The organism is Pseudomonas sp. Marseille-Q7302, from assembly GCF_965111925.1.
On the sequence record NZ_CBCOPK010000001.1, the window covers coordinates 3995329 to 4013762 of the forward strand.

Below are 18434 nucleotides of genomic sequence, written 5' to 3' on the forward strand. Positions count from 1 at the left end.
GTGCCGAGGCGTTATACCGCCTTTACCCTGAGCTCGCGCGGCAGGGTGAAGGTGATGTTCTCCGGCTCGCCTTCCAGCTCCACTTCGCCAGTGGCACCCCAGCTCTGCAGTCGATCGATGACGCCGCGCACCAGGACTTCGGGAGCCGAGGCGCCAGCGGTAACGCCGATACGCTGCACGCCTTCGAACCAGCCCTCCTGCATATCCTCGGCGCCATCGATGAGATAGGCCGGGGTGCCCAGGCGTTCGGCGAGTTCGCGCAGGCGGTTGGAGTTGGAGCTGCTGGGGCTGCCCACTACCAACACCACGTCGCTCTCCAGCGCCAGGGTCTTTACCGCGTCCTGGCGGTTGGTGGTGGCGTAGCAGATGTCGTTCTTGCGCGGGCCGTTGATGTGCGGAAACTTGGCACGCAGGGCGTCGATCACAATGCGGGTATCGTCCATCGACAGGGTGGTCTGGGAGACGTAGAACAGGGCTTCGGGATTGCGCACCTCTAGCTCTTCCACATCGTCCTCGTCTTCCACCAGGTAGATGGCACCGCCAGCGCGGTCGTCGTACTGGCCCATGGTGCCCTCCACTTCCGGATGCCCGGCGTGGCCGATGAGGATGCATTCCTGGCCGTCGCGGCTATAGCGCGCGACTTCCATATGCACCTTGGTTACCAGCGGGCAGGTGGCATCGAACACCTTGAGGCCACGCTCGGCGGCCTCACGGCGCACGGCCTGAGAGACACCGTGGGCGCTGAAGATGAGAATGACGTCGTCCGGCACATCGGCCACGTCTTCGACGAAAATGGCGCCGCGGGCGCGCAGGTTGTCGACCACGAACTTGTTGTGCACCACTTCATGACGCACATAGATGGGCGGACCGAAAACATCCAGCGCTCGGTCGACGATGTCGATGGCGCGGTCCACGCCGGCGCAGAAGCCGCGGGGATTGGCGAGCTTGATCTGCATAGGCTCCTCTGCCCGCTTCACGGGCGGCGGTAGATCAGTGGGAGACGGCAGGTTCGATGGCCAGGATTTCCACGTCGAAGGTCAGCACACGGCCGGCCAGCGGGTGGTTGAAGTCGATGACCACCTGCTCGTCGTCGTAGCTCTTGACCACGCCAGGCATCTCGCCACCGGCGGCATCGCTGAAAATGATCAGCAGACCGGGCGACAGCTCCATGTCACTGAAGTCGTCGCGTGCCATGGTCTGCAGGTTGCCGTCGTTGGGCTGTCCGAAGCCGCGCTCCGGCGGGACGGTCAGACTGGTTTTGGCACCGGCTTCAAGGCCGAACAGCGCTTGCTCGAAACCTGGCAACAGGTTGCCGTCCCCAACGGTGAAGGTGGCCGGCGCCTTATCGAAGGTGCTGTCCACCACGTCGCCATTCTGCAGCTTGATGGCGAAATGCAGGGTGACCCGGGTGTCCGGGCCGATGGTGATCTCAGCCATGGGCTTCCTCGGGCGTTTTCTTGCGGAACATATCCAGGGCCAACATGATGGCGCCAACGGTAATGGCGCTATCGGCCAGGTTGAAGGCCGGGAAGCGCCACTCCTGACGCCAGTGCACCAGGATGAAGTCGACGACGTGGCCTAGGACCATGCGGTCATAGAGATTGCCCAGGGCACCGCCGAGGATCAGGGCCAAGGCGATCGCGGTCCAGGTATCGTTGCGCAGGCGCTTGAGCCAGACCACCAGCACCACGCTCACTACCAGCGCGATGCCGGCAAAGAACCAGCGCTGCCAGCCTGAATGGTCGGCCAGGAAGCTGAAGGCGGCCCCGGTGTTGTAGGCCAGGGTCCAGCTGAACAGATCGGTGATGACCGGTACCTGTTGGTAGAGCGACAGGTTGTTCTGGAAATAGGCCTTGCTTAGCTGATCCAGCAGGATCACTACCACGCTCAAGACTAACCAGGGCAAAGCGCCGAAGCGCTGCGTGTCACGCATGCTCGCGCACCTCGCCCGCTCCATAGACGTTGGTCACACAACGCTCGCAGATCTCTGGATGCGCGGCGTCCTGGCCGACGCTGTGGCTATGATGCCAGCAGCGGGCGCACTTGGGTGCCTCGGACTTGCGGACGACCAGCTTGAGGCCGCTCAGCTCGCTGGCGACGGCGCCTTCCGGAGCCTTTTCCAGCGGCTGGACAGCCGCCTGGGAAGAGATCAGCACGAACCTGAGCTCGTTGCCCAGGGCCTCCAGTACGGTCTGCAGGGCGCTGTCGGCATAGAGGGTGATCTCCGCCTGCAGGCTACCGCCCAGGGTCTTGGCCGCGCGCTGGTTCTCCAGCTCCTTGTTGACCGCGGCCTTGACCGCCATGACCTGATCCCAATAGGCGCGATCAAGGGACGCACCTTCGGGCAGGGCGAAGAGGCCGTCATACCAGGTGGTCAGCATCACCGACTCTTCCCGCTGGCCTGGCAGGTACTGCCAGATCTCGTCGGCGGTAAAGGACAGGATGGGCGCGATCCAGCGCACCAGGGCCTCGGCGATGAGGTACAGCGCGGTCTGGCAGGAGCGCCGCGGCAGGCTGTCGGCCCCAGTGGTGTACTGGCGGTCCTTGATGATGTCCAGGTAGAAACCGCCCAGTTCCTGTACGCAGAAGTTGTGCACCTTCTGGTAGACGTTGAGGAAGCGGTACTCGGCGTAGGCCTGTTCGATTTCCTGCTGCAGCAGCAGGGCGCGATCCACCGCCCAGCGGTCCAGGTCGATCATGTCCTCGGGGGCGACCTGGTTGACCGCCGGATCGAAGCCGGACAGGTTGGAGAGCAGGAAGCGCGCGGTATTACGGATGCGGCGATAGGAGTCGGCGCTGCGCTGCAGGATCTGGTCGGAGACCGCCATCTCGCCGGTGTAGTCGGTCGAAGCGACCCAGAGGCGCAGGATGTCGGCGCCCAGGCTGTCGATGACCTTTTGCGGAGCGACCACGTTGCCCAGCGACTTGGACTGCTTGCGACCCTGCTCGTCCACGGTGAAGCCGTGGGTCAGCAATTCCTTGTAGGGGGCATGGCCGTCGATGGCGCAACCGGTCAGCAGCGAGGAGTGGAACCAGCCACGGTGCTGGTCCGAGCCTTCCAGGTAGAGATCGGCCGCCGGACCCTGCTGGTGCGCCAGTTCGGCATGGGAGCCGCGCAGCACGTGCCAGTGGGTGGTACCCGAGTCGAACCAGACGTCGAGGGTGTCGCGGCTCTTGTCGTACTGGCTGGCTTCTTCGCCAAGCAGTTCGACCGGATCGAGCTTGAACCAGGCTTCGATGCCTTCACGCTCGACGCGCTGGGCGACCTCCTCCATCAGCTCGACGGTGCGCGGGTGCAGCTCGCCGCTTTCCTTGTGGGTGAAGAAAGGAATCGGCACACCCCAGTTGCGCTGACGCGAGATGCACCAGTCGGGACGACCGGCGATCATGCCGTGCAGGCGCGCCTGGCCCCAGGCGGGGACGAACTGGGTCTGCTCGATGGCTGCCAGAGAACGCTCGCGCAGGGTAGCGCCTTCGTTGGGCTGCTTGTCCATGCCGACGAACCACTGGGCGGTAGCGCGATAGATCAGCGGGGTCTTGTGGCGCCAGCAGTGCATGTAGCTGTGATTGATCGCCTCGTGCTTGAGCAGGGCACCTGCCTCCTCCAGCGCGGCGACTATGGCCGGATTGGCCTTCCAGATGAACTGGCCACCAAACAGCGGCAGCGACTCGACATAGACACCGTTGCTCTGCACCGGATTGAGGATGTCGTCGTTGCTCAAGCCGTACTGCTTGCAGATGCGGAAGTCGTCCTCGCCATAGGCGGGCGAGCAATGCACGACACCCGTGCCCGCGCCCAGCTCGACATACTCGGCCAGGTAAATGGGTGACAGCCGCTCATACAGCGGATGGCGGAAGTTGATCAGCTCCAGGGCGGTACCCGGCGCGGTGGCGATCACTTCTCCCTGCAAGCCATAGCGTGCCAGGCAGCTTTCCACCAATTCCTCGGCCAGCAGCAGCTGGCGATCGCCCACGTCCACCAGTGCATAGGTGAATTCCGGGTGCACGTTGAGCGCCTGGTTGGCCGGGATGGTCCAGGGGGTGGTGGTCCAGATGACGATGGCGGTGGGCTTGGCCAGCGCGTCGAGGCCGAAGGCGGCCGCCAGCTTGTCGGCATCGGCGACCGGGAAGGCCACGTCGATGGCGTCGGAACGCTTGTCCTGGTACTCCACCTCGGCCTCGGCCAGGGCCGAGCCGCAGTCGAAGCAGAAGTTGACCGGCTTGAGGCCCTTGAAGACGAAGCCCTTCTTGACCAGCTCGCTCAGGGCGCGGATCTCGCCAGCCTCGTTGGCGAAGTTCATGGTCAGGTAGGGATTGCTCCAGTCACCCAGCACGCCCAGGCGGACGAAGCCGGCCTTCTGCTCTTCGATCTGCTCGCTGGCATAGGCGCGGCAACGCTCGCGGGTCAGGTCCGCCGGCTGATTCTTGCCAAAGGTGGTCTCCACCTTGTGCTCGATGGGCAGGCCATGGCAGTCCCAGCCCGGTACATAGGGGGCGTCATAGCCGGCCAGGGTTTTGGAGCGGGTGATGATGTCCTTGAGGATCTTGTTCAGCGCATGACCGATGTGAATGCTGCCATTAGCATAGGGCGGACCGTCATGCAGGATGAAGGTCGGCCGGCCCTTGCCGATGGCGCGCAGCTTCCCGTACAGGTCGATGTCCTGCCAGCGCTTGAGCGCTTCCGGCTCGCGCTGCGGCAGGCCGGCTTTCATCGGGAATGCCGTTTCCGGCAGGTTGAGCGTCGCTTTGTAATCGGTCATGTCAGTCCAGGCTCGTTGACGGTTGCCCCTGCCAGTAGGCGCGGGCCGTGGCGACGTCCGCTTCGATCGCCGCCTTGAGGGCCTCCAGAGAGGCGAATTTCTGTTCGTCGCGGACCTTCTGCACGAAGGTCACGCTGAGGTGGCGACCATAGAGGTCGCCGGAAAAGTCCAGCAGATGGATTTCCAGGTGCGGACGGCCATCGCCCTGCACCGTCGGCCGCTGGCCAATGTTGGCCACGCCCGGCACCACCTGCCCATCGATCAGGCTGCTGACCAGATAGACGCCGCGCAGCGGCGGTCGGCGCCGCTTGAGCTGGACGTTGGCGGTCGGCCAACCCAGCTGACGCGCCAGCTTCTGGCCGTGCAATACCCGCCCCGAGAGGCTGTAGGGGCGCCCCAGCATACGCGCGGCCAGGTCCAGATCACCGTCGTCCAGCGCCTGACGAATCAGGGTGCTGCTCACCCGCAGGCCATCGAGCTCGACGGTAGTGGCGGCTTCCAGGGTGAACCCATGGTCGCGGGCGGCCAGATTCAGAAAGGTGAAGTCGCCTGCGCGATCACAGCCGAAGCGGAAATCGTCACCGATCTCCAGATGCTTCACCCCTAGCCCCTCCACCAGCACCTGCTGGACGAAGGCCTCCGCGGACAATTCGCGCAGCCGCCGATTGAAGTTCAGGCAGAGCACGTTGTCGACGCCATGGCGCGCAAAGCATTCCAGCTTCTCGCGCAGGCGGGTCAGGCGCACCGGCGCGATGTCGGGCAGGAAGAATTCACGCGGCTGAGGCTCGAAGATCACCACGCAACTGGGCACTCCAAGCTCCGCCGCCCGCTCACGCAGCCGCGCGAGGATGGCCTGGTGCCCCAGGTGAACCCCGTCGAAGTTGCCGATGGTGGCAACGCAGCCCTTGGGAAAGGCGTCGAGATGATGGAGACCGCGAAACAGCTGCATGGGTAGGTATTGCTCAGAAATTAATCGATTATATCCGGATGCCCGCCTTGAGGACAGGCGCACACCCGGTCTCGTGCAATCCTCTGACCGTTACAGCAAGGCCCGTCGATTGAAGTCGCGTACACGGAAACCAAGCAGGAAGAGACTGGCGAAATAAGCCAGCACGCCTGCCGCGACCAGACCGCCCAGCCGCAGCAGCCGCTGCCACATCAATCCCTCGCTCCAGCTCGGCAAAATCTGCATCAGGCCGAACAGCACCGCGCTCATGATCGCCACGGCAATCAGCAACCGTAGCAGGAAGCCCGTCCAACCCGGCTGGGGCGTAAACAGGTTATGGCGGCGCAACTGCCAGAATAAAAGGCCCGCGTTGAGACAGGCCGCAAGACCAATGGCCAGCGCCAGACCGACATGCTGCAGCGGTCCGATCAGGATCAGGTTGAGCACCTGGGTCACAGCCAGGGTGAAGAGCGCGATCTTCACCGGCGTCTTGATGTTCTGCTGGGCATAGAAGCCCGGCGCCAGCACCTTGACCAGGATGATACCAAGCAGGCCCACGGCATAGGCGACCAGTGCCCGCTGGGTCATCAGGGCGTCATGGGCATCGAAGCGACCGTACTGGAACAGGGAAACGGTCAGCGGCTCGGACAGCAGCGCCAGGGCCGCGGAACAGGGCATCACCAGCAGGAAACACAGCCGCAACCCCCAGTCGAGCAGCCGCGAATACTCCTGGCGGTCGGCCTTGGCATAGGTACGCGACAGGGCTGGCAGCAGGATGGTCCCCAGGGCCACGCCAAGCACCCCCGAGGGGAGCTCCATGAGACGGTCGGCGTAGTACATCCAGGACACGGAACCGGCGACCAGGAAGGAAGCGAAGATGGTGTTGATGATCAGCGAGATCTGGCTGACCGAGACCCCGAGGATCGCCGGCCCCATCTGCCTGAGCACACGCCAGACACCGGTATCACGCAGATTCAGGCGCGGCAGCACCAGCATGCCGATGCGCTTGAGGTGCGGCAGCTGATAGAGGAACTGCGCCAGACCGCCCGCCAGCGTCGCCCAGGCCAGGGCCATGATCGGCGGGTTGAAATAGGGTGTCAGGAACAGCGCGAAGATGATCATGCTGATGTTGAGCAGGGTCGGCACGAAGGCCGGCACGCTGAATCTGTTCCAGGTGTTGAGCACGGCGCCGGCCAGCGAAGCCAGGGAGATCAGCAGGATGTAGGGAAAGGTCACCCGCAGCAGGTTGGAGGTGAGAGCGAATTTTTCCGGGGTGTCGGCGAAACCGGGCGCGGTGATCCAGATCACCAGGGGTGCCGCCAGCATGCCGAGCACCGTGACCACGGCCAGCACCAGGGTCAGCAGGCCGCTGACGTAGGCCAGAAAGGTCCGCGTGGCCTCCTCGCCCTGCTGGGCCTTGTATTCGGCCAGGATGGGCACGAAGGCCTGGGAGAAAGCGCCTTCGGCGAAGATGCGGCGCAGGAGGTTGGGCAGCTTGAAGGCGACGAAGAAGGCATCGGTGGCCATGCCGGCGCCAAAGGTTCGGGCGACGATGGTGTCACGCACGAAACCCAGCACGCGGGACAGCATGGTCATGGAGCTGACGGCGGCCAGGGACTTGAGCAGATTCATGGCTTGGGAAGGACTCGGTGAACGCAGCGGGACGTGACGAAGAAGGCCCCTGGGCGCAGTCGCGCAATGGGCACAAGCGATCGAGTGTAACGACGCACTTCATCGGCGACCAGCCGGATATCCATCCAGACAGCCTTGACAGGCGGCGCCAGGGGCGTCAAGATTCGCGACCTTAATTTAGCTCTGTACTCGCTACAGAGTTCGCTCTGTACCCAATACAGTCTTTTTCGAAGGAGCTCCACGGTGGCTAACTCCCCCTCCGCCAAAAAACGCGCCAAACAGGCTGAGAAGCGTCGCAGCCACAATGCGAGCCTGCGCTCCATGGTGCGCACCTACATCAAGAACGTCGTCAAGGCGATCGACGCCAAGGACCTGGAAAAAGCCAAGTCCGCTTATGTTGCTGCCGTTCCGGTCATCGACCGCATGGCCGACAAGGGCATCATCGACAAGAACAAGGCCGCTCGTCACAAGAGCCGCCTGAACGCCCACATCAAGGCCCTGGCTACCCCAGCCGCTGCCTGATAGGCGTTCGAATAAAAAACCGGCCTAGGCCGGTTTTTTATTGCCTGCGATTCGTCAATCCTGACACCTCCGGGGAGGCGCCAGGATCTTCAAGCCTCAGACCAGGACCAGATTATCCCTGTGGATCAGCTCGGGCTCATAGACATAGCCCAGCTCGACGACGATGGCATCCGAAGGCCGACCCAGGATGCGCCGTGCTTCGGTCGCACTGTAGTTGACCAGACCGCGCGCCACTTCGCGCCCGTCCGGGCCGACGCAGGCGACCATCTCGCCACGACGGAAACTGCCTTCCAGCTCCTGCACGCCTACGGGCAGCAGACTGCGATGCCCGCCCACCAGCGCCTGAACCGCACCCGCATCCAGGCGCAGGGTGCCACGTACCTGCAGGTGGCCAGCCAGCCACTGCTTGCGCGCCGCTACCAAGCCTCGCTCGGGCGACAGCAGCGTTCCCAGCTGCTCGCCCTGCTGCAGGCGACTGAGCACCTGCTGGATACGCCCACCGACGATAACGGTATAGGCACCGGAACGCGCCGCCAGACGGGCAGCGCGCAGCTTGGTCTGCATGCCGCCACGACCCAGGGCACCCCCGGTACCACCGGCAACCAGATCCAGGGCAGGATCGTCGGCCCGCGCCTCGCTGATGAGACTGGCGTCAGGGTTGTTGCGCGGATCGGCGTCGAACATGCCATCGCGATCGGTGAGGATGACCAGTAGATCGGCCTCGACCAGATTGGCCACCAGTGCGGCCAGGGTATCGTTGTCGCCGAAGCGGATCTCGTCGGTGACGACGGTATCGTTCTCGTTGATCACCGGCACCACGCCCAGGCTCACCAGGGTGCGCAGGGTGCTGCGGGCATTGAGATAGCGCTTGCGATCGGACAGGTCGTCATGGGTCAGCAGGATCTGCGCGGTCTGCACCTGGTGCTCGGCAAAGCTGGATTCCCAAGCCTGCACCAACCCCATCTGCCCCACCGCCGCCGCCGCCTGCAACTCATTGATGGCAGTTGGGCGCTGCGCCCAGCCGAGTCGACTCATGCCGGCCGCCACCGCACCAGAGGACACCAGCACCAGCTCGATACCCGCCTGGTGCAGGGCCACCATCTGCTCGACCCAACCGGCCATGGCCCCACCATCCAGACAACGACCGTCGTCGGTCAGCAGGGCACTGCCAATCTTCACTACCCAGCGCTGGGCGCCAGACACCTGATCACGCATGGGCAAGCTCCTTTCTTACCGTACGTAGAAGATTTCCGGACCGTCACCGTCGTCTTCGTCATCGAAGTCGTCATCGGCATCGTCCACCGCCTTGACGCCGGAGCGTCGCAGGGCACGCTGATCATCCAGCGCCTGCAACCGCGAGCGCGCCTCGTCCTCGATCCGCTGATCGAGCTCCTGCAGCGCCTCGGCGTAGGCCGGATCCTCGGCGATGCGCAGGGAGCGCTCGTCAAGGTACTGCATGATCGCCTGGCAAAGCTTCTCGGTCCCTTCACGCTCCAGCGCGGAGATGACGAATACCGGCCCCTTCCAGTCCAGGTGCTCGACGACCGCCTGCAGGCGCTCCTCGCGCTCGTCGTCGAGCAGCTGATCGGCCTTGTTCAACACCAGCCAGCGATCGCGCTCGCCCAGCGCCGGACTGAACTTGGTCAGCTCGTTGATGATGGTCTCGGCGGCTTCAGCCGGATCGCTTTCATCCAGCGGCGCCATGTCGACGAGATGCAGCAGCAGCCGGGTCCGCGCCAGGTGCTTGAGGAAGCGGATCCCCAGACCGGCGCCCTCGGAGGCACCCTCGATCAACCCCGGAATGTCGGCGACCACGAAACTCTTGAAGCGACCCACGCTGACCACACCCAGATTCGGCACCAGGGTGGTGAAGGGATAGTCCGCCACCTTGGGCTTGGCGGCCGACACCGCACGAATGAAGGTGCTCTTGCCGGCATTGGGCAGGCCGAGCAGACCGATGTCCGCCAGCACCTTGAGCTCCAGCTTGAGATCGCGCTCTTCGCCAGGCTTGCCCGGCGTGGTCTGCCGCGGCGCACGGTTGGTACTGGACTTGAACCGGGTATTACCCAGACCGTGCCAGCCACCCTGGACCACGCGGATGCGCTGGCCGGGCTGAGTCAGGTCGCCAATGATTTCCTGGGTGGCTGCATCGATCACCGTGGTACCGACGGGCACCGGCAGCACCAGGTCTTCACCCTTGGCACCGGTGCACTCGGTGCTGCCGCCCTTCTCACCGTTCTGCGCGTTGAAACGGCGGGTGTAACGGTAGTCGACCAGGGTGTTGAGGTTGATGTCGGCTTCGAGCCAGATCGACCCGCCGTCGCCACCGTCACCGCCATTGGGGCCACCCTTCTCGATGAATTTCTCCCGGCGGAAACTCATCATGCCGTTGCCGCCGTCACCCGCTTTTACGTGTATGGATACTTCATCGACGAATTTCATCTGGACCTCCCGCGCTCGCGGGCCGCTGCAAACAAGGAACTAGTGTGGTGTTTCAGAAGTTCGCGCAAAAATTGGCGAGTGATTTTTTGACCTGGGCTAGGCGCCGCGACGAGTCATAGCAGGGCTATGGCGAGGAGTGGCAACAACATCCAGGCCGAAAAAGCGCCGCCAAAATTGTGCAGGTAATTTCTGAAACACCACACTAGCTTAACTACAAACGAAAAAGCCCCGTCGGGTAGACAGGGCTTTTCTTTCGTCACGAGCCTTAGGCGGCGGCGACGATGCTCACGTAACGACGACCAAAGGCGCCCTTCACGTCGAACTTGATCACGCCGTCCACTTTCGCGAACAGGGTGTGATCCTTGCCGAGGCCCACGCCGTAACCGGCATGGAACTGGGTGCCGCGCTGACGCACGATGATGTTGCCGGCCTTGACGACCTGGCCGCCGTACAGCTTCACGCCAAGGCGTTTGCTTTCGGAATCGCGACCGTTACGAGTAGAACCACCCGCTTTTTTGTGTGCCATGAGTCAATTCTCCGGTAAAGGCGAGATCAGGCCTGAATGCCAGTGATCTTGATTTCAGTGAACCACTGACGGTGGCCCTGACGCTTCATGTGGTGCTTACGACGACGGAATTTGATGATGGTGACCTTGTCGTGACGGCCCTGGGCAGTCACTTCGGCGGTCACTTTGGCACCATCAACGACCGGCAGACCGATCTTGACGTCGTCACCGTTGCCAACCAGCAGAACCTGGTCGAAGGTGACGGTTTCACCGGTGGCGATGTCGAGCTTCTCGACCTTCAGGTATTCGCCTTCGGCGACCTTGTATTGCTTGCCACCAGTAACGATAACTGCGTAGGACATGGTAAATCTCCGTTAAACCTGCTCACCCGGTGCTTTATAAGAGGAATCGTCGACCGGCATGGCTGCACGGGACCGGAAGGAGCGCCGCGCAATTGCGTAAGACAGGGGGTTAACCCTAGGAATGTTCAGGGCCCGCGATTCTACGCAAGCAATGACCAAGAGGCAAGAGCCGCCAGGCCGTGCCTTGACACGCCCCCACCCCACCCCTAGCATGCCGCGCAACCTCGTTCAGCGGCCATGCCGGGTCGGTGCCCATCCGAATCGGCAGGAGCGGCGAGCCGCGGGAGCGCGATGGCATTCCCTGGGATGGCACTTTGGCCGGTCCCTAGGGCATAGTCTGGCGGTCATGCGCCATCCGGCCGCCTGAATATTGCCCGGACCTCCAGTGGACACCTCTCAATGACGCAGCAATCCCAGTCCTTCTATCGCGTGGTGACGGACGATTTCGCCGCCGTAGACGGCATCATCCGCCAGCAGCTGACCTCGCGCGTGCCGCTGGTCGAGAAGATTGGCGACTACATCGTCTCCGCTGGCGGCAAACGCCTGCGTCCGCTCCTGGTGCTGCTGGCCGGCAAGGCGCTGGGGCGCGCCGATCATGACCTCCAACTGCTGGCGGCCACCATCGAATTCCTGCACACCTCCACCCTGCTGCACGACGACGTCGTCGATGCCTCGGGGATGCGCCGTGGCCGCTCCACCGCCAATGCCCTCTGGGGCAACGCCCCCAGCGTCCTGGTCGGCGACTTTCTCTATGCCCGCTCCTTCGAGATGATGGTGGCGTTGGGCTCCATGGAGGTGATGCGCATCATTTCCCAGGCGACCCGCGTCATCGCCGAGGGCGAGGTACTGCAGCTGTCGAAGATCCGCGACGCCAGCACCACCGAAGAAATCTACATGGAGGTCATTCGCGGCAAGACCGCCATGCTCTTCGAAGCCTCCACCCATAGCGCGGCGATCCTGGCCGGCGCGAGCGCGGAACAGGCCGAAGCCCTGCGCCGTTATGGCGATCACCTGGGCGTGGCCTTCCAGCTGGTAGATGACCTGCTCGACTACCAGGGTGATGCCGTGGCCCTGGGGAAGAACGTGGGCGACGACCTGGCCGAGGGCAAACCGACCCTGCCGTTGATCGTGACCATGCGCGAAGGCAATGCCGAACAGGCTGCCCTAGTGCGCCAGGCGATTCGCCAGGGCGGCAGCCAGGACCTGGAAAGCGTGCGCGCCGCCGTCGAAGCCGCTGGCGCTCTGGACTATACCGCTCGCAAGGCGCAGGAATTCGCCGAGCGGGCCATTGCCTGCCTGGACGCCCTCCCCGCCAGCCCCTACCGTGATGCCCTGGCCGACCTGGGTCGTTTTTCGGTGGCCCGTACCCACTGAGGTTCGTTACCGATAGAGCAAGCCCGCCGTCGTCAGACTGCGGGCTTTTTCATGTCCGACCAAAAAAGTCAGGCAATGGCTTGCTATTTATTGAATAAGAATTATTCTCATAAATAGCCCTCAGGAGCCCTTGCCATGACCTATCTCATCGACGCCTGGCTGGACCGGCCTCAGCCCTATCTACGCATTCTCAATCGGGAAACCGGCAAAGTCTGCGCGGAGCTGGACGAAACCGCCTTGGAAGAACTCAAGGATCTAGGCGAACTGGATCTGCACAGCCTTACCTCCAGCGAACCGCGGGTGGTGAAGGAGCAGATCCGCCAGGTCTTCCTGTTCAGCTACGCCCTGGCGCTGCGCCCGGAAAACGACGGGCTGCGCCTGGACTGCTGAAAATCTAGAGGACGTCGAGAAGCTCGACGTCGAACACCAGCACGCTATGTGGCGGGATACCGCCGACGCCCTGGGCGCCATAGGCCAGCTCGCTGGGCACATGCAGGCGCCACTTGCTGCCAGCCGGCATCAGCTGCAGGGCTTCAGTCCAACCGGCGATCACGCCACCGACCGGAAACTCGGCTGGCTGGCCGCGCTGGTAGGAGCTGTCGAACACGCTGCCGTCGATGAGGGTGCCGTGGTAGTGGGTACGCACCTGGTCTTCACGGGTAGGCGTGGCGCCCTCGCCCTGGGTGAGCACCTCGTACTGCAGACCGGACGGCAGCACCACGACACCGGGGCGCTCGGCGTTGGCCTTCAGGTAGTCGACGCCTTCCTGGGCCGCGGCCGCTGCCTTGGCTTGGGCTTCCGCCTGCATACGCTCGCGAATGACGCGGAAGCTGGCGTTCAGCGCCTCGACATCCACCCGGGAGTCCTGGCCGTCGAAGGCCTCGTTGAGACCGGCGAGCACAGCCGCCAGCTGCATGCCGGGGACCGGATTCTGACGCAGCTGATCGCCCAGCTGGCGGCCGATGCCATAGCTGACGCGGGCTTCGTCGGTATCGAGCAGGATGTCGTTCATAGCAGTTTTTCCATCATGAAAAAGGAGCCGAGCCTAGCACATCAGCGGCTCGGCTCGCCGCCGCCCTGGGTGCCGCGCTGCCGTCGACAGCGCTCGGAGCAATAGCGCACCTCGGCCCAGTTACGCTCCCACTTCTTGCGCCAGGTGAAGGGGCGCTGGCAGACCGGACAGAGCTTGGTGGGCAGATCGCCCTTCTTCATAGGGATTCCCCTGCGTCGAGACGCACCAGCAATTCATCGGCTGACCGCCTCAGTGCCTGCCGCCGCTGCAGTGCCGGGCGGCGCCCTCGCTCAAGAAGCGTTCCGGTAATTCAACGGGATCTTCAGCGGCTCGGCCGAACGTGGCGCCATACCGACCATCTCGTCGTAGGCGCTGTGCTGGATGAGAAAGCACGGCAGCGCCGGCAGGTCGGCCAGCAGGCGTCGCGCCTGGGCGGCCGAGCCCAGGCGATAGAAGTGGCCATCACGCCCGGTCAGCCGTGTACGACCGTCCTGGGTGAGCACTTCGAGTACATAGAAGCCGCCCTCGATGGACAACAGATTGAGTTCACGAACCTCACCGGCCTGGGCGCGCTGGGTCAATTCCGGCAATTGCATGGAAACCTCCGGGTCGAGATCGGCAACCGGGATGGTGCCGAACGGCTGCTGTGAGCATTCGACAACCTAGGACAGGCAAGCGCAGCGGCGCAATCCACAAAGCGTAAGCGGAGATGCCCGGAACGGACGAGCGGCTGCCCTACCCTAGTGCTTGGTCAGACGATCCAGGTAGCCCATGGCGAAGGCAGACACCACGAACACCAGATGGATAATCACGTACCACTTGAGGTATTCGGGATTGGTGTTCTGAGCGTCCATGAAGATGCGCAGGAGATGGATCGAGGAGATGGCGACGATGGAGGCAGCCACCTTGTTCTTGAGCGAACCCGAATCCATCTTGCCCAGCCAGCTGAGCTTTTCCGACCCTTCGTCGATATCCAACTGGGACACGAAGTTCTCATAGCCGGAAATCATCACCATTACCAGCAGACCACCCACCAGCGCCATGTCGATGAGCGACAGCACCAGCAGGATCAGCTCGGCCTCGGTGGACTCGAAGATATGCGGCAGGACGTGGAAGACTTCCTGAAAGAACTTCAGCGCCAACAAGACCAGCGCCAAGGATAGCCCCAGATAGATGGGGGCCAGCAGCCAGCGGGAGGCGTAAAGGGCTTTTTCGATCAGACGTTCCATGCAGACTCGCTCGGATTACCAGGGCCGGGCGAGTATACCGGGGCGTTGCAGGCGGACCAATGCGGCAGGTTGTACCTGACTCAGGCGTCGGGGCCGACCTGGAAACGCACCTGCTGATGGGCGCGCTCGCCATTCATCTTGCGCAGCTCGCTCTGCATGTGCAGGCGCCAGATCTGGGTCTCTTCGACCTGGATGTAGCCCTGCTCGACCAGGTTCTCGGCAATGGCGGTCATGACGCCTTCAGCGGCCTTGGGACCATGGAAGGGACCCTGCGCCTTGATGGCGGTAGGCTGCTGACCGTTGAGGCCAGCGGCGCACAGCAGGGTCCAAAGGCCCTGCTCCTGACCGAGCGGCTTGATTTCGCATTCGATACGGGTGACGAGGCCCAGGCAGGGGCGGATCAGGGTAATGGTGCGGGACATGGCGTCATCCTCTCGAAGCGCTCGATGCTCGCCGGTCCTAGGGCCAGAGGTATCCACAGAGGCTGTGGACAACCCTGTTGGTCAACAGGGGGCAAGCGGGTCTGGGCGCCGTGCTACTTGGGCTACGACGCCTTGTACAAAATCCGACCTGCCCCCTGGACCTCAGTTCTCCTCCGCTTCGTTGTTTTTCCCTTTTGCCTGGGAGTTATCACTGAGTTTGTCGGCCAGTTCATCTTCCAGCTCGAGCTCGGCGATTTCCTTGAGACGCTGCACCACACGGGCATTCACGCTGCCATCGGGGAAGCGGCCCTTGGCATCGGGCGCACCGGCAGGCTCACCCACCAGCAGCGACAGGGCCTCGTCCGCCTGACGTACGGCATAGACATGGAACAGCCCCTCGCGGACCGCTTCCAGCACGGTTTCGTCGAGCATCAGATTGGTCACGTTGGCGCGTGGGATGATCACGCCCTGCTCGCCGGTCAGGCCACGGGCCTTGCAGAGGCGGAAGAAGCCTTCGATCTTCTCGTTCACACCACCGACTGGCTGCACTTCCCCGAACTGGTTGATGGAGCCAGTGATGGCGAAGCACTGCTTGAGCGGTGTGCGCGACAGCGCGGAGATCAGGGTGCAGGCCTCGCCAAGGGAGGCACTGTCGCCATCGACATAGCCATAGGACTGTTCCAAAGCGATGCTGGCCGAGATCGACAGCGGAAATTCCTGGGCATAGCGACTCCCCAGGTAACCGGTCAGGATCATCACGCCCTTGGAGTGGATGGGCTGGCCCAGGCTGACCTCGCGCTCGATGTCGAGAATGCCGCTGGCGCCCGGGTAGACGGTGGCGGAGATGCGCGCCGGCATGCCAAAGGCGGAGTCGGCCACTTCCAGCACCGTCAGACCGTTGCACTTGCCCACCGCGGCGCCCTGGGTGTCGATGAGGATAAGCCCGGTGAGCATGTCGTCCAGCACCCGGGCGCAGACGCGTCCGGTGCGGGTTTCCTTGGCCTTGAGGGCGCGCTCCACATGGCCCTTGTCGGTGCGCTCGTCACCGGCCAGATGGCGGATGAAATCGGCTTCGCTGACCAGCTGGAAGAGATCGCCGATGCGCGCCGACAGCCGCCCCTGGTGTTCGGCCAGCCGGGCGCTGTAGGTGGCCAGACGCGCCACCGCGGCCGAAGTCAGAGGCGCCATGCCCTCTTCCGAGGTGCGCGTCTTGAGCAATTGGGCGAACTGCTCCAGGCTCTCGTCGCGCAGCGGCAGCTCTTCATCGAAGTCCACCAGTACCCGGAACATCTCCTGGAAGTCCGAATCCAGCTCTTGCAGGGTGTAGTAGATGTTGCGCGAGCCGATGATGATGACCTTGAGCTGCAGCGGAATCTGCTGCGGCGCCAGGCTCATGGCGGTGAGTCGCCCCAGCTCGGCCAGCGGCGACTCCATCTTCAGCTGGCGTGAATGCAGGGCCCGCTTGAGCGCGTCCCAGACGAAGGGCTCGGTCAGCAGCTTGTCCGCCTCGACGATCAGGAAGCCGCCATTGGCGCGATGCAGCGCGCCCGGGCGCAGCTGACGATAGTTGGTGTAGAGCGCCCCCTGGTCGGACTGGTATTCGATGCGGCCGAAGAGGTTGTCGTAGGTCGGATGGGGCTCGAACACCACCGGGGCACCACCAGTGACATGGTGGCCGATGATGAGATTGGGCTCGTACTGCTCGCGCAGTTCCTTGCGCCGCTGCATGTCGGGCTTGGCGTCGTCGGCCAGTTGCTCGACCACCGTCTTGAGCAGATCCACCTGCATGGCCTGCAGATAGGCACAGACGCCGGGGTTGTCGTTGTACTTCTCCGACAGCGGCGCCAGGAGCGGCTGCAGGGCCTGGATGATGGTGTCCTCGTTCAGCGCCCGCAGCTGGTTGCTCGACTCGCGCCGCCATTGCGGCAGGCTGGACAGCTCTTCGTTGAGACGTTCTTCGAGGCTGGAGATATCGGCGTGAAAGCGTTCGCGCTCGGCCTCGGGCAGCTGGGCGAATTCGGCTTCATCCAGCGCCTTGCCCTCCTTCATCGGTGTGAAGGCGACATTGTTGGCATCGCGATAGAGGGCGATCTCCTTTTCCAGCGCGAGCTTTTCCACCACGTCCAGGGCCTGGTCGTAGCGCTGATTGAACGCACGCTCGATGGCGTTCTTCTTCTGTTGGAATGCCGGATGCTCGAACACCGCCGGAAAGGTGGCCAGCAGGTTGTCGATGAACTGCGCCATGTCGGCCACGAAGGCCTCGCCTTCACCAGGTGGCAGTTCCAGGGCGCCGGGAGCGCGCGGCTCTTCGAAATGATTCAGGTACACCCAGTCGTTCGGCGTGGGCTGGCGTTTGGCTTCGGCCTTGAGGTAGCGCTGAACGAAAGAGAAGCGGCCGGTGCCCGGCTCGCCCATGACAAAGACGTTGTAGCCGGGCCGTGGCATCGCCACCCCGAACTGCAGCGCCTCTACCGCACGCTCCTGGCCCAGGATGCCGCGGAAGGGTTCGAGCTGATCGGTATCGGCGAAGGAAAATTGTTCGGGAGCGAAAGGGCGGGTCAGCTCATCGGGAGCGAGCCGGAGACCGGCCGCGACGGGATCGTGCATCGTAAGTCCTTGTCAGGCATGCAGGCAGTGTCCGCATTCTGCGACCGGGATGACAACCGAGGCAAGGCAAGTAGCGCGCCGCGGTCGCTTTCGGCAGCGCGTCTCGAACACACGACTGCAACGTCCGTCGGTATTTTTCAGTGGCAGCGTTTTTTGACGAATTTCTCACCAGCCGCCAACTAAGCTCTGTTCATGGGGATCAGTCGTAGGATCCCGTGAGGAGGCCCGATGGCTGTCTCTCGTCGTTTCATACCGTTGTTCGCCCTGCTGTCCGCGCTCGCGGCCTGTACCAGCTATCACGACCAATTGATCGCCAAAGGCTATCCGCCGGCCTATGCCGACGGCTTCAGCGACGGCTGCCAGACCGGCAAGCAGGCGGTCAACGGCATAGGGTACGAGCACAAGGATGCGCGCCGCTTCGCCGCGGAGAAGCCCTATCAACAGGGCTGGGACGCAGGCTACGCACAGTGCGTGCAGGTGGCCCAGCGCGAAGAACAACAACGCTTCATGGACCAGGTTCGGGAAAACCGCGAAGGCGCCGAGCAACTGCACCTGCGCTCCAAAACACGTTGAGGTCGCAGCCAACCTTGCAGCGTGGATAGGATGACCTATGCTGGCGGG

General features: G+C 63.4%; 20 protein-coding genes. 4 read left to right on the forward strand and 16 right to left on the reverse strand.

Annotated features, from left to right (window positions below; translation table 11 throughout):
- Positions 1 to 11: 11 nt before the first annotated feature.
- The 6 genes from ispH to murJ form a co-directional block, all read right to left on the reverse strand.
- Complete coding sequence (gene ispH, locus ACWPW1_RS18610) at positions 12 to 956, reverse strand: 4-hydroxy-3-methylbut-2-enyl diphosphate reductase (RefSeq protein WP_454253647.1); 945 nt, start codon at positions 954 to 956, stop codon at positions 12 to 14.
- Positions 957 to 990: 34 nt separating this feature from the next.
- Positions 991 to 1437: an FKBP-type peptidyl-prolyl cis-trans isomerase gene (locus ACWPW1_RS18615; RefSeq protein ID WP_059316102.1), complete on the reverse strand. Its 447-nt coding sequence runs from the start codon at positions 1435 to 1437 to the stop codon at positions 991 to 993.
- A complete protein-coding gene (gene lspA / locus ACWPW1_RS18620; protein ID WP_271652960.1) occupies positions 1430 to 1933 on the reverse strand; it encodes a signal peptidase II in 504 nt (167 codons plus the stop codon). Before lspA ends, ACWPW1_RS18615 begins: the two co-directional genes overlap by 8 nt.
- Positions 1926 to 4760 carry an isoleucine--tRNA ligase gene (gene ileS / locus ACWPW1_RS18625; protein ID WP_271652961.1) on the reverse strand — a complete coding sequence of 945 codons (2835 nt, stop codon included), beginning with the start codon at positions 4758 to 4760 and terminating at the stop codon, positions 1926 to 1928. The genes lspA and ileS overlap by 8 nt, the downstream gene beginning before the upstream one ends.
- 1 nt (position 4761) lies before the next feature.
- Positions 4762 to 5709 (reverse strand): bifunctional riboflavin kinase/FAD synthetase, encoded by a 948-nt coding sequence (ribF, locus tag ACWPW1_RS18630; RefSeq protein ID WP_059316105.1) that lies wholly within the window; start codon positions 5707 to 5709, stop codon positions 4762 to 4764.
- A 90-nt stretch (positions 5710 to 5799) separates the two neighbouring features.
- Positions 5800 to 7338, reverse strand: coding sequence for a murein biosynthesis integral membrane protein MurJ (gene murJ / locus ACWPW1_RS18635; protein WP_059316106.1), 1539 nt, complete (start codon positions 7336 to 7338; stop codon positions 5800 to 5802).
- A gap of 243 nt (positions 7339 to 7581) precedes the next feature.
- Here murJ and rpsT point away from each other — a divergent pair, with 243 nt between their 5' ends.
- Complete coding sequence (gene rpsT, locus ACWPW1_RS18640) at positions 7582 to 7860, forward strand: 30S ribosomal protein S20 (RefSeq protein WP_059316107.1); 279 nt, start codon at positions 7582 to 7584, stop codon at positions 7858 to 7860.
- A gap of 96 nt (positions 7861 to 7956) precedes the next feature.
- On the opposite strand, the gene proB is transcribed toward rpsT, so the two are convergent.
- From proB to rplU, 4 genes are all read right to left on the reverse strand, one after another.
- A complete protein-coding gene (gene proB / locus ACWPW1_RS18645) occupies positions 7957 to 9075 on the reverse strand; it encodes a glutamate 5-kinase (RefSeq protein ID WP_271652963.1) in 1119 nt (372 codons plus the stop codon).
- A gap of 15 nt (positions 9076 to 9090) precedes the next feature.
- Positions 9091 to 10302, reverse strand: a complete 1212-nt coding sequence (gene cgtA / locus ACWPW1_RS18650; protein ID WP_454253648.1) for an Obg family GTPase CgtA — start codon at positions 10300 to 10302, stop codon at positions 9091 to 9093.
- A gap of 265 nt (positions 10303 to 10567) precedes the next feature.
- Entirely contained in the window at positions 10568 to 10828 is a 261-nt protein-coding gene (gene rpmA, locus ACWPW1_RS18655; protein ID WP_059316110.1) for a 50S ribosomal protein L27, read from the reverse strand.
- 26 nt (positions 10829 to 10854) lie between these two features.
- A complete protein-coding gene (rplU, locus tag ACWPW1_RS18660) occupies positions 10855 to 11169 on the reverse strand; it encodes a 50S ribosomal protein L21 (RefSeq protein ID WP_007160791.1) in 315 nt (104 codons plus the stop codon).
- 399 nt (positions 11170 to 11568) lie between these two features.
- Between rplU and ACWPW1_RS18665 the strand changes: the two genes are divergently transcribed.
- Positions 11569 to 12543 carry a polyprenyl synthetase family protein gene (locus tag ACWPW1_RS18665; RefSeq protein WP_059316111.1) on the forward strand — a complete coding sequence of 325 codons (975 nt, stop codon included), beginning with the start codon at positions 11569 to 11571 and terminating at the stop codon, positions 12541 to 12543.
- A gap of 135 nt (positions 12544 to 12678) precedes the next feature.
- The gene (locus tag ACWPW1_RS18670) at positions 12679 to 12933 is read left to right on the forward strand and encodes a hypothetical protein (RefSeq protein ID WP_059316112.1); all 255 of its coding nucleotides are present in this window, start codon (positions 12679 to 12681) and stop codon (positions 12931 to 12933) included.
- Between the two features lie 4 nt (positions 12934 to 12937).
- Here ACWPW1_RS18670 and ACWPW1_RS18675 read toward each other — a convergent pair whose 3' ends face one another.
- From ACWPW1_RS18675 to ACWPW1_RS18700, 6 genes are all read right to left on the reverse strand, one after another.
- The gene (locus ACWPW1_RS18675) at positions 12938 to 13555 is read right to left on the reverse strand and encodes an FKBP-type peptidyl-prolyl cis-trans isomerase (RefSeq protein ID WP_059316113.1); all 618 of its coding nucleotides are present in this window, start codon (positions 13553 to 13555) and stop codon (positions 12938 to 12940) included.
- 41 nt (positions 13556 to 13596) lie between these two features.
- Positions 13597 to 13755, reverse strand: a complete 159-nt coding sequence (locus ACWPW1_RS18680; RefSeq protein WP_082696387.1) for a DUF2256 domain-containing protein — start codon at positions 13753 to 13755, stop codon at positions 13597 to 13599.
- Between the two features lie 90 nt (positions 13756 to 13845).
- Positions 13846 to 14151, reverse strand: coding sequence for a DUF6482 family protein (locus tag ACWPW1_RS18685; protein ID WP_064308082.1), 306 nt, complete (start codon positions 14149 to 14151; stop codon positions 13846 to 13848).
- A gap of 144 nt (positions 14152 to 14295) precedes the next feature.
- A complete protein-coding gene (locus ACWPW1_RS18690; RefSeq protein ID WP_017640865.1) occupies positions 14296 to 14784 on the reverse strand; it encodes a TIGR00645 family protein in 489 nt (162 codons plus the stop codon).
- Positions 14785 to 14864: 80 nt separating this feature from the next.
- Complete coding sequence (locus ACWPW1_RS18695; RefSeq protein WP_007160783.1) at positions 14865 to 15206, reverse strand: PA4575 family protein; 342 nt, start codon at positions 15204 to 15206, stop codon at positions 14865 to 14867.
- Positions 15207 to 15368: 162 nt separating this feature from the next.
- Entirely contained in the window at positions 15369 to 17813 is a 2445-nt protein-coding gene (locus ACWPW1_RS18700; protein WP_059316114.1) for a Lon protease family protein, read from the reverse strand.
- A gap of 228 nt (positions 17814 to 18041) precedes the next feature.
- Between ACWPW1_RS18700 and ACWPW1_RS18705 the strand changes: the two genes are divergently transcribed.
- Positions 18042 to 18386: a hypothetical protein gene (locus tag ACWPW1_RS18705; RefSeq protein ID WP_059316115.1), complete on the forward strand. Its 345-nt coding sequence runs from the start codon at positions 18042 to 18044 to the stop codon at positions 18384 to 18386.
- The last annotated feature ends 48 nt before the right edge of the window (positions 18387 to 18434 follow it).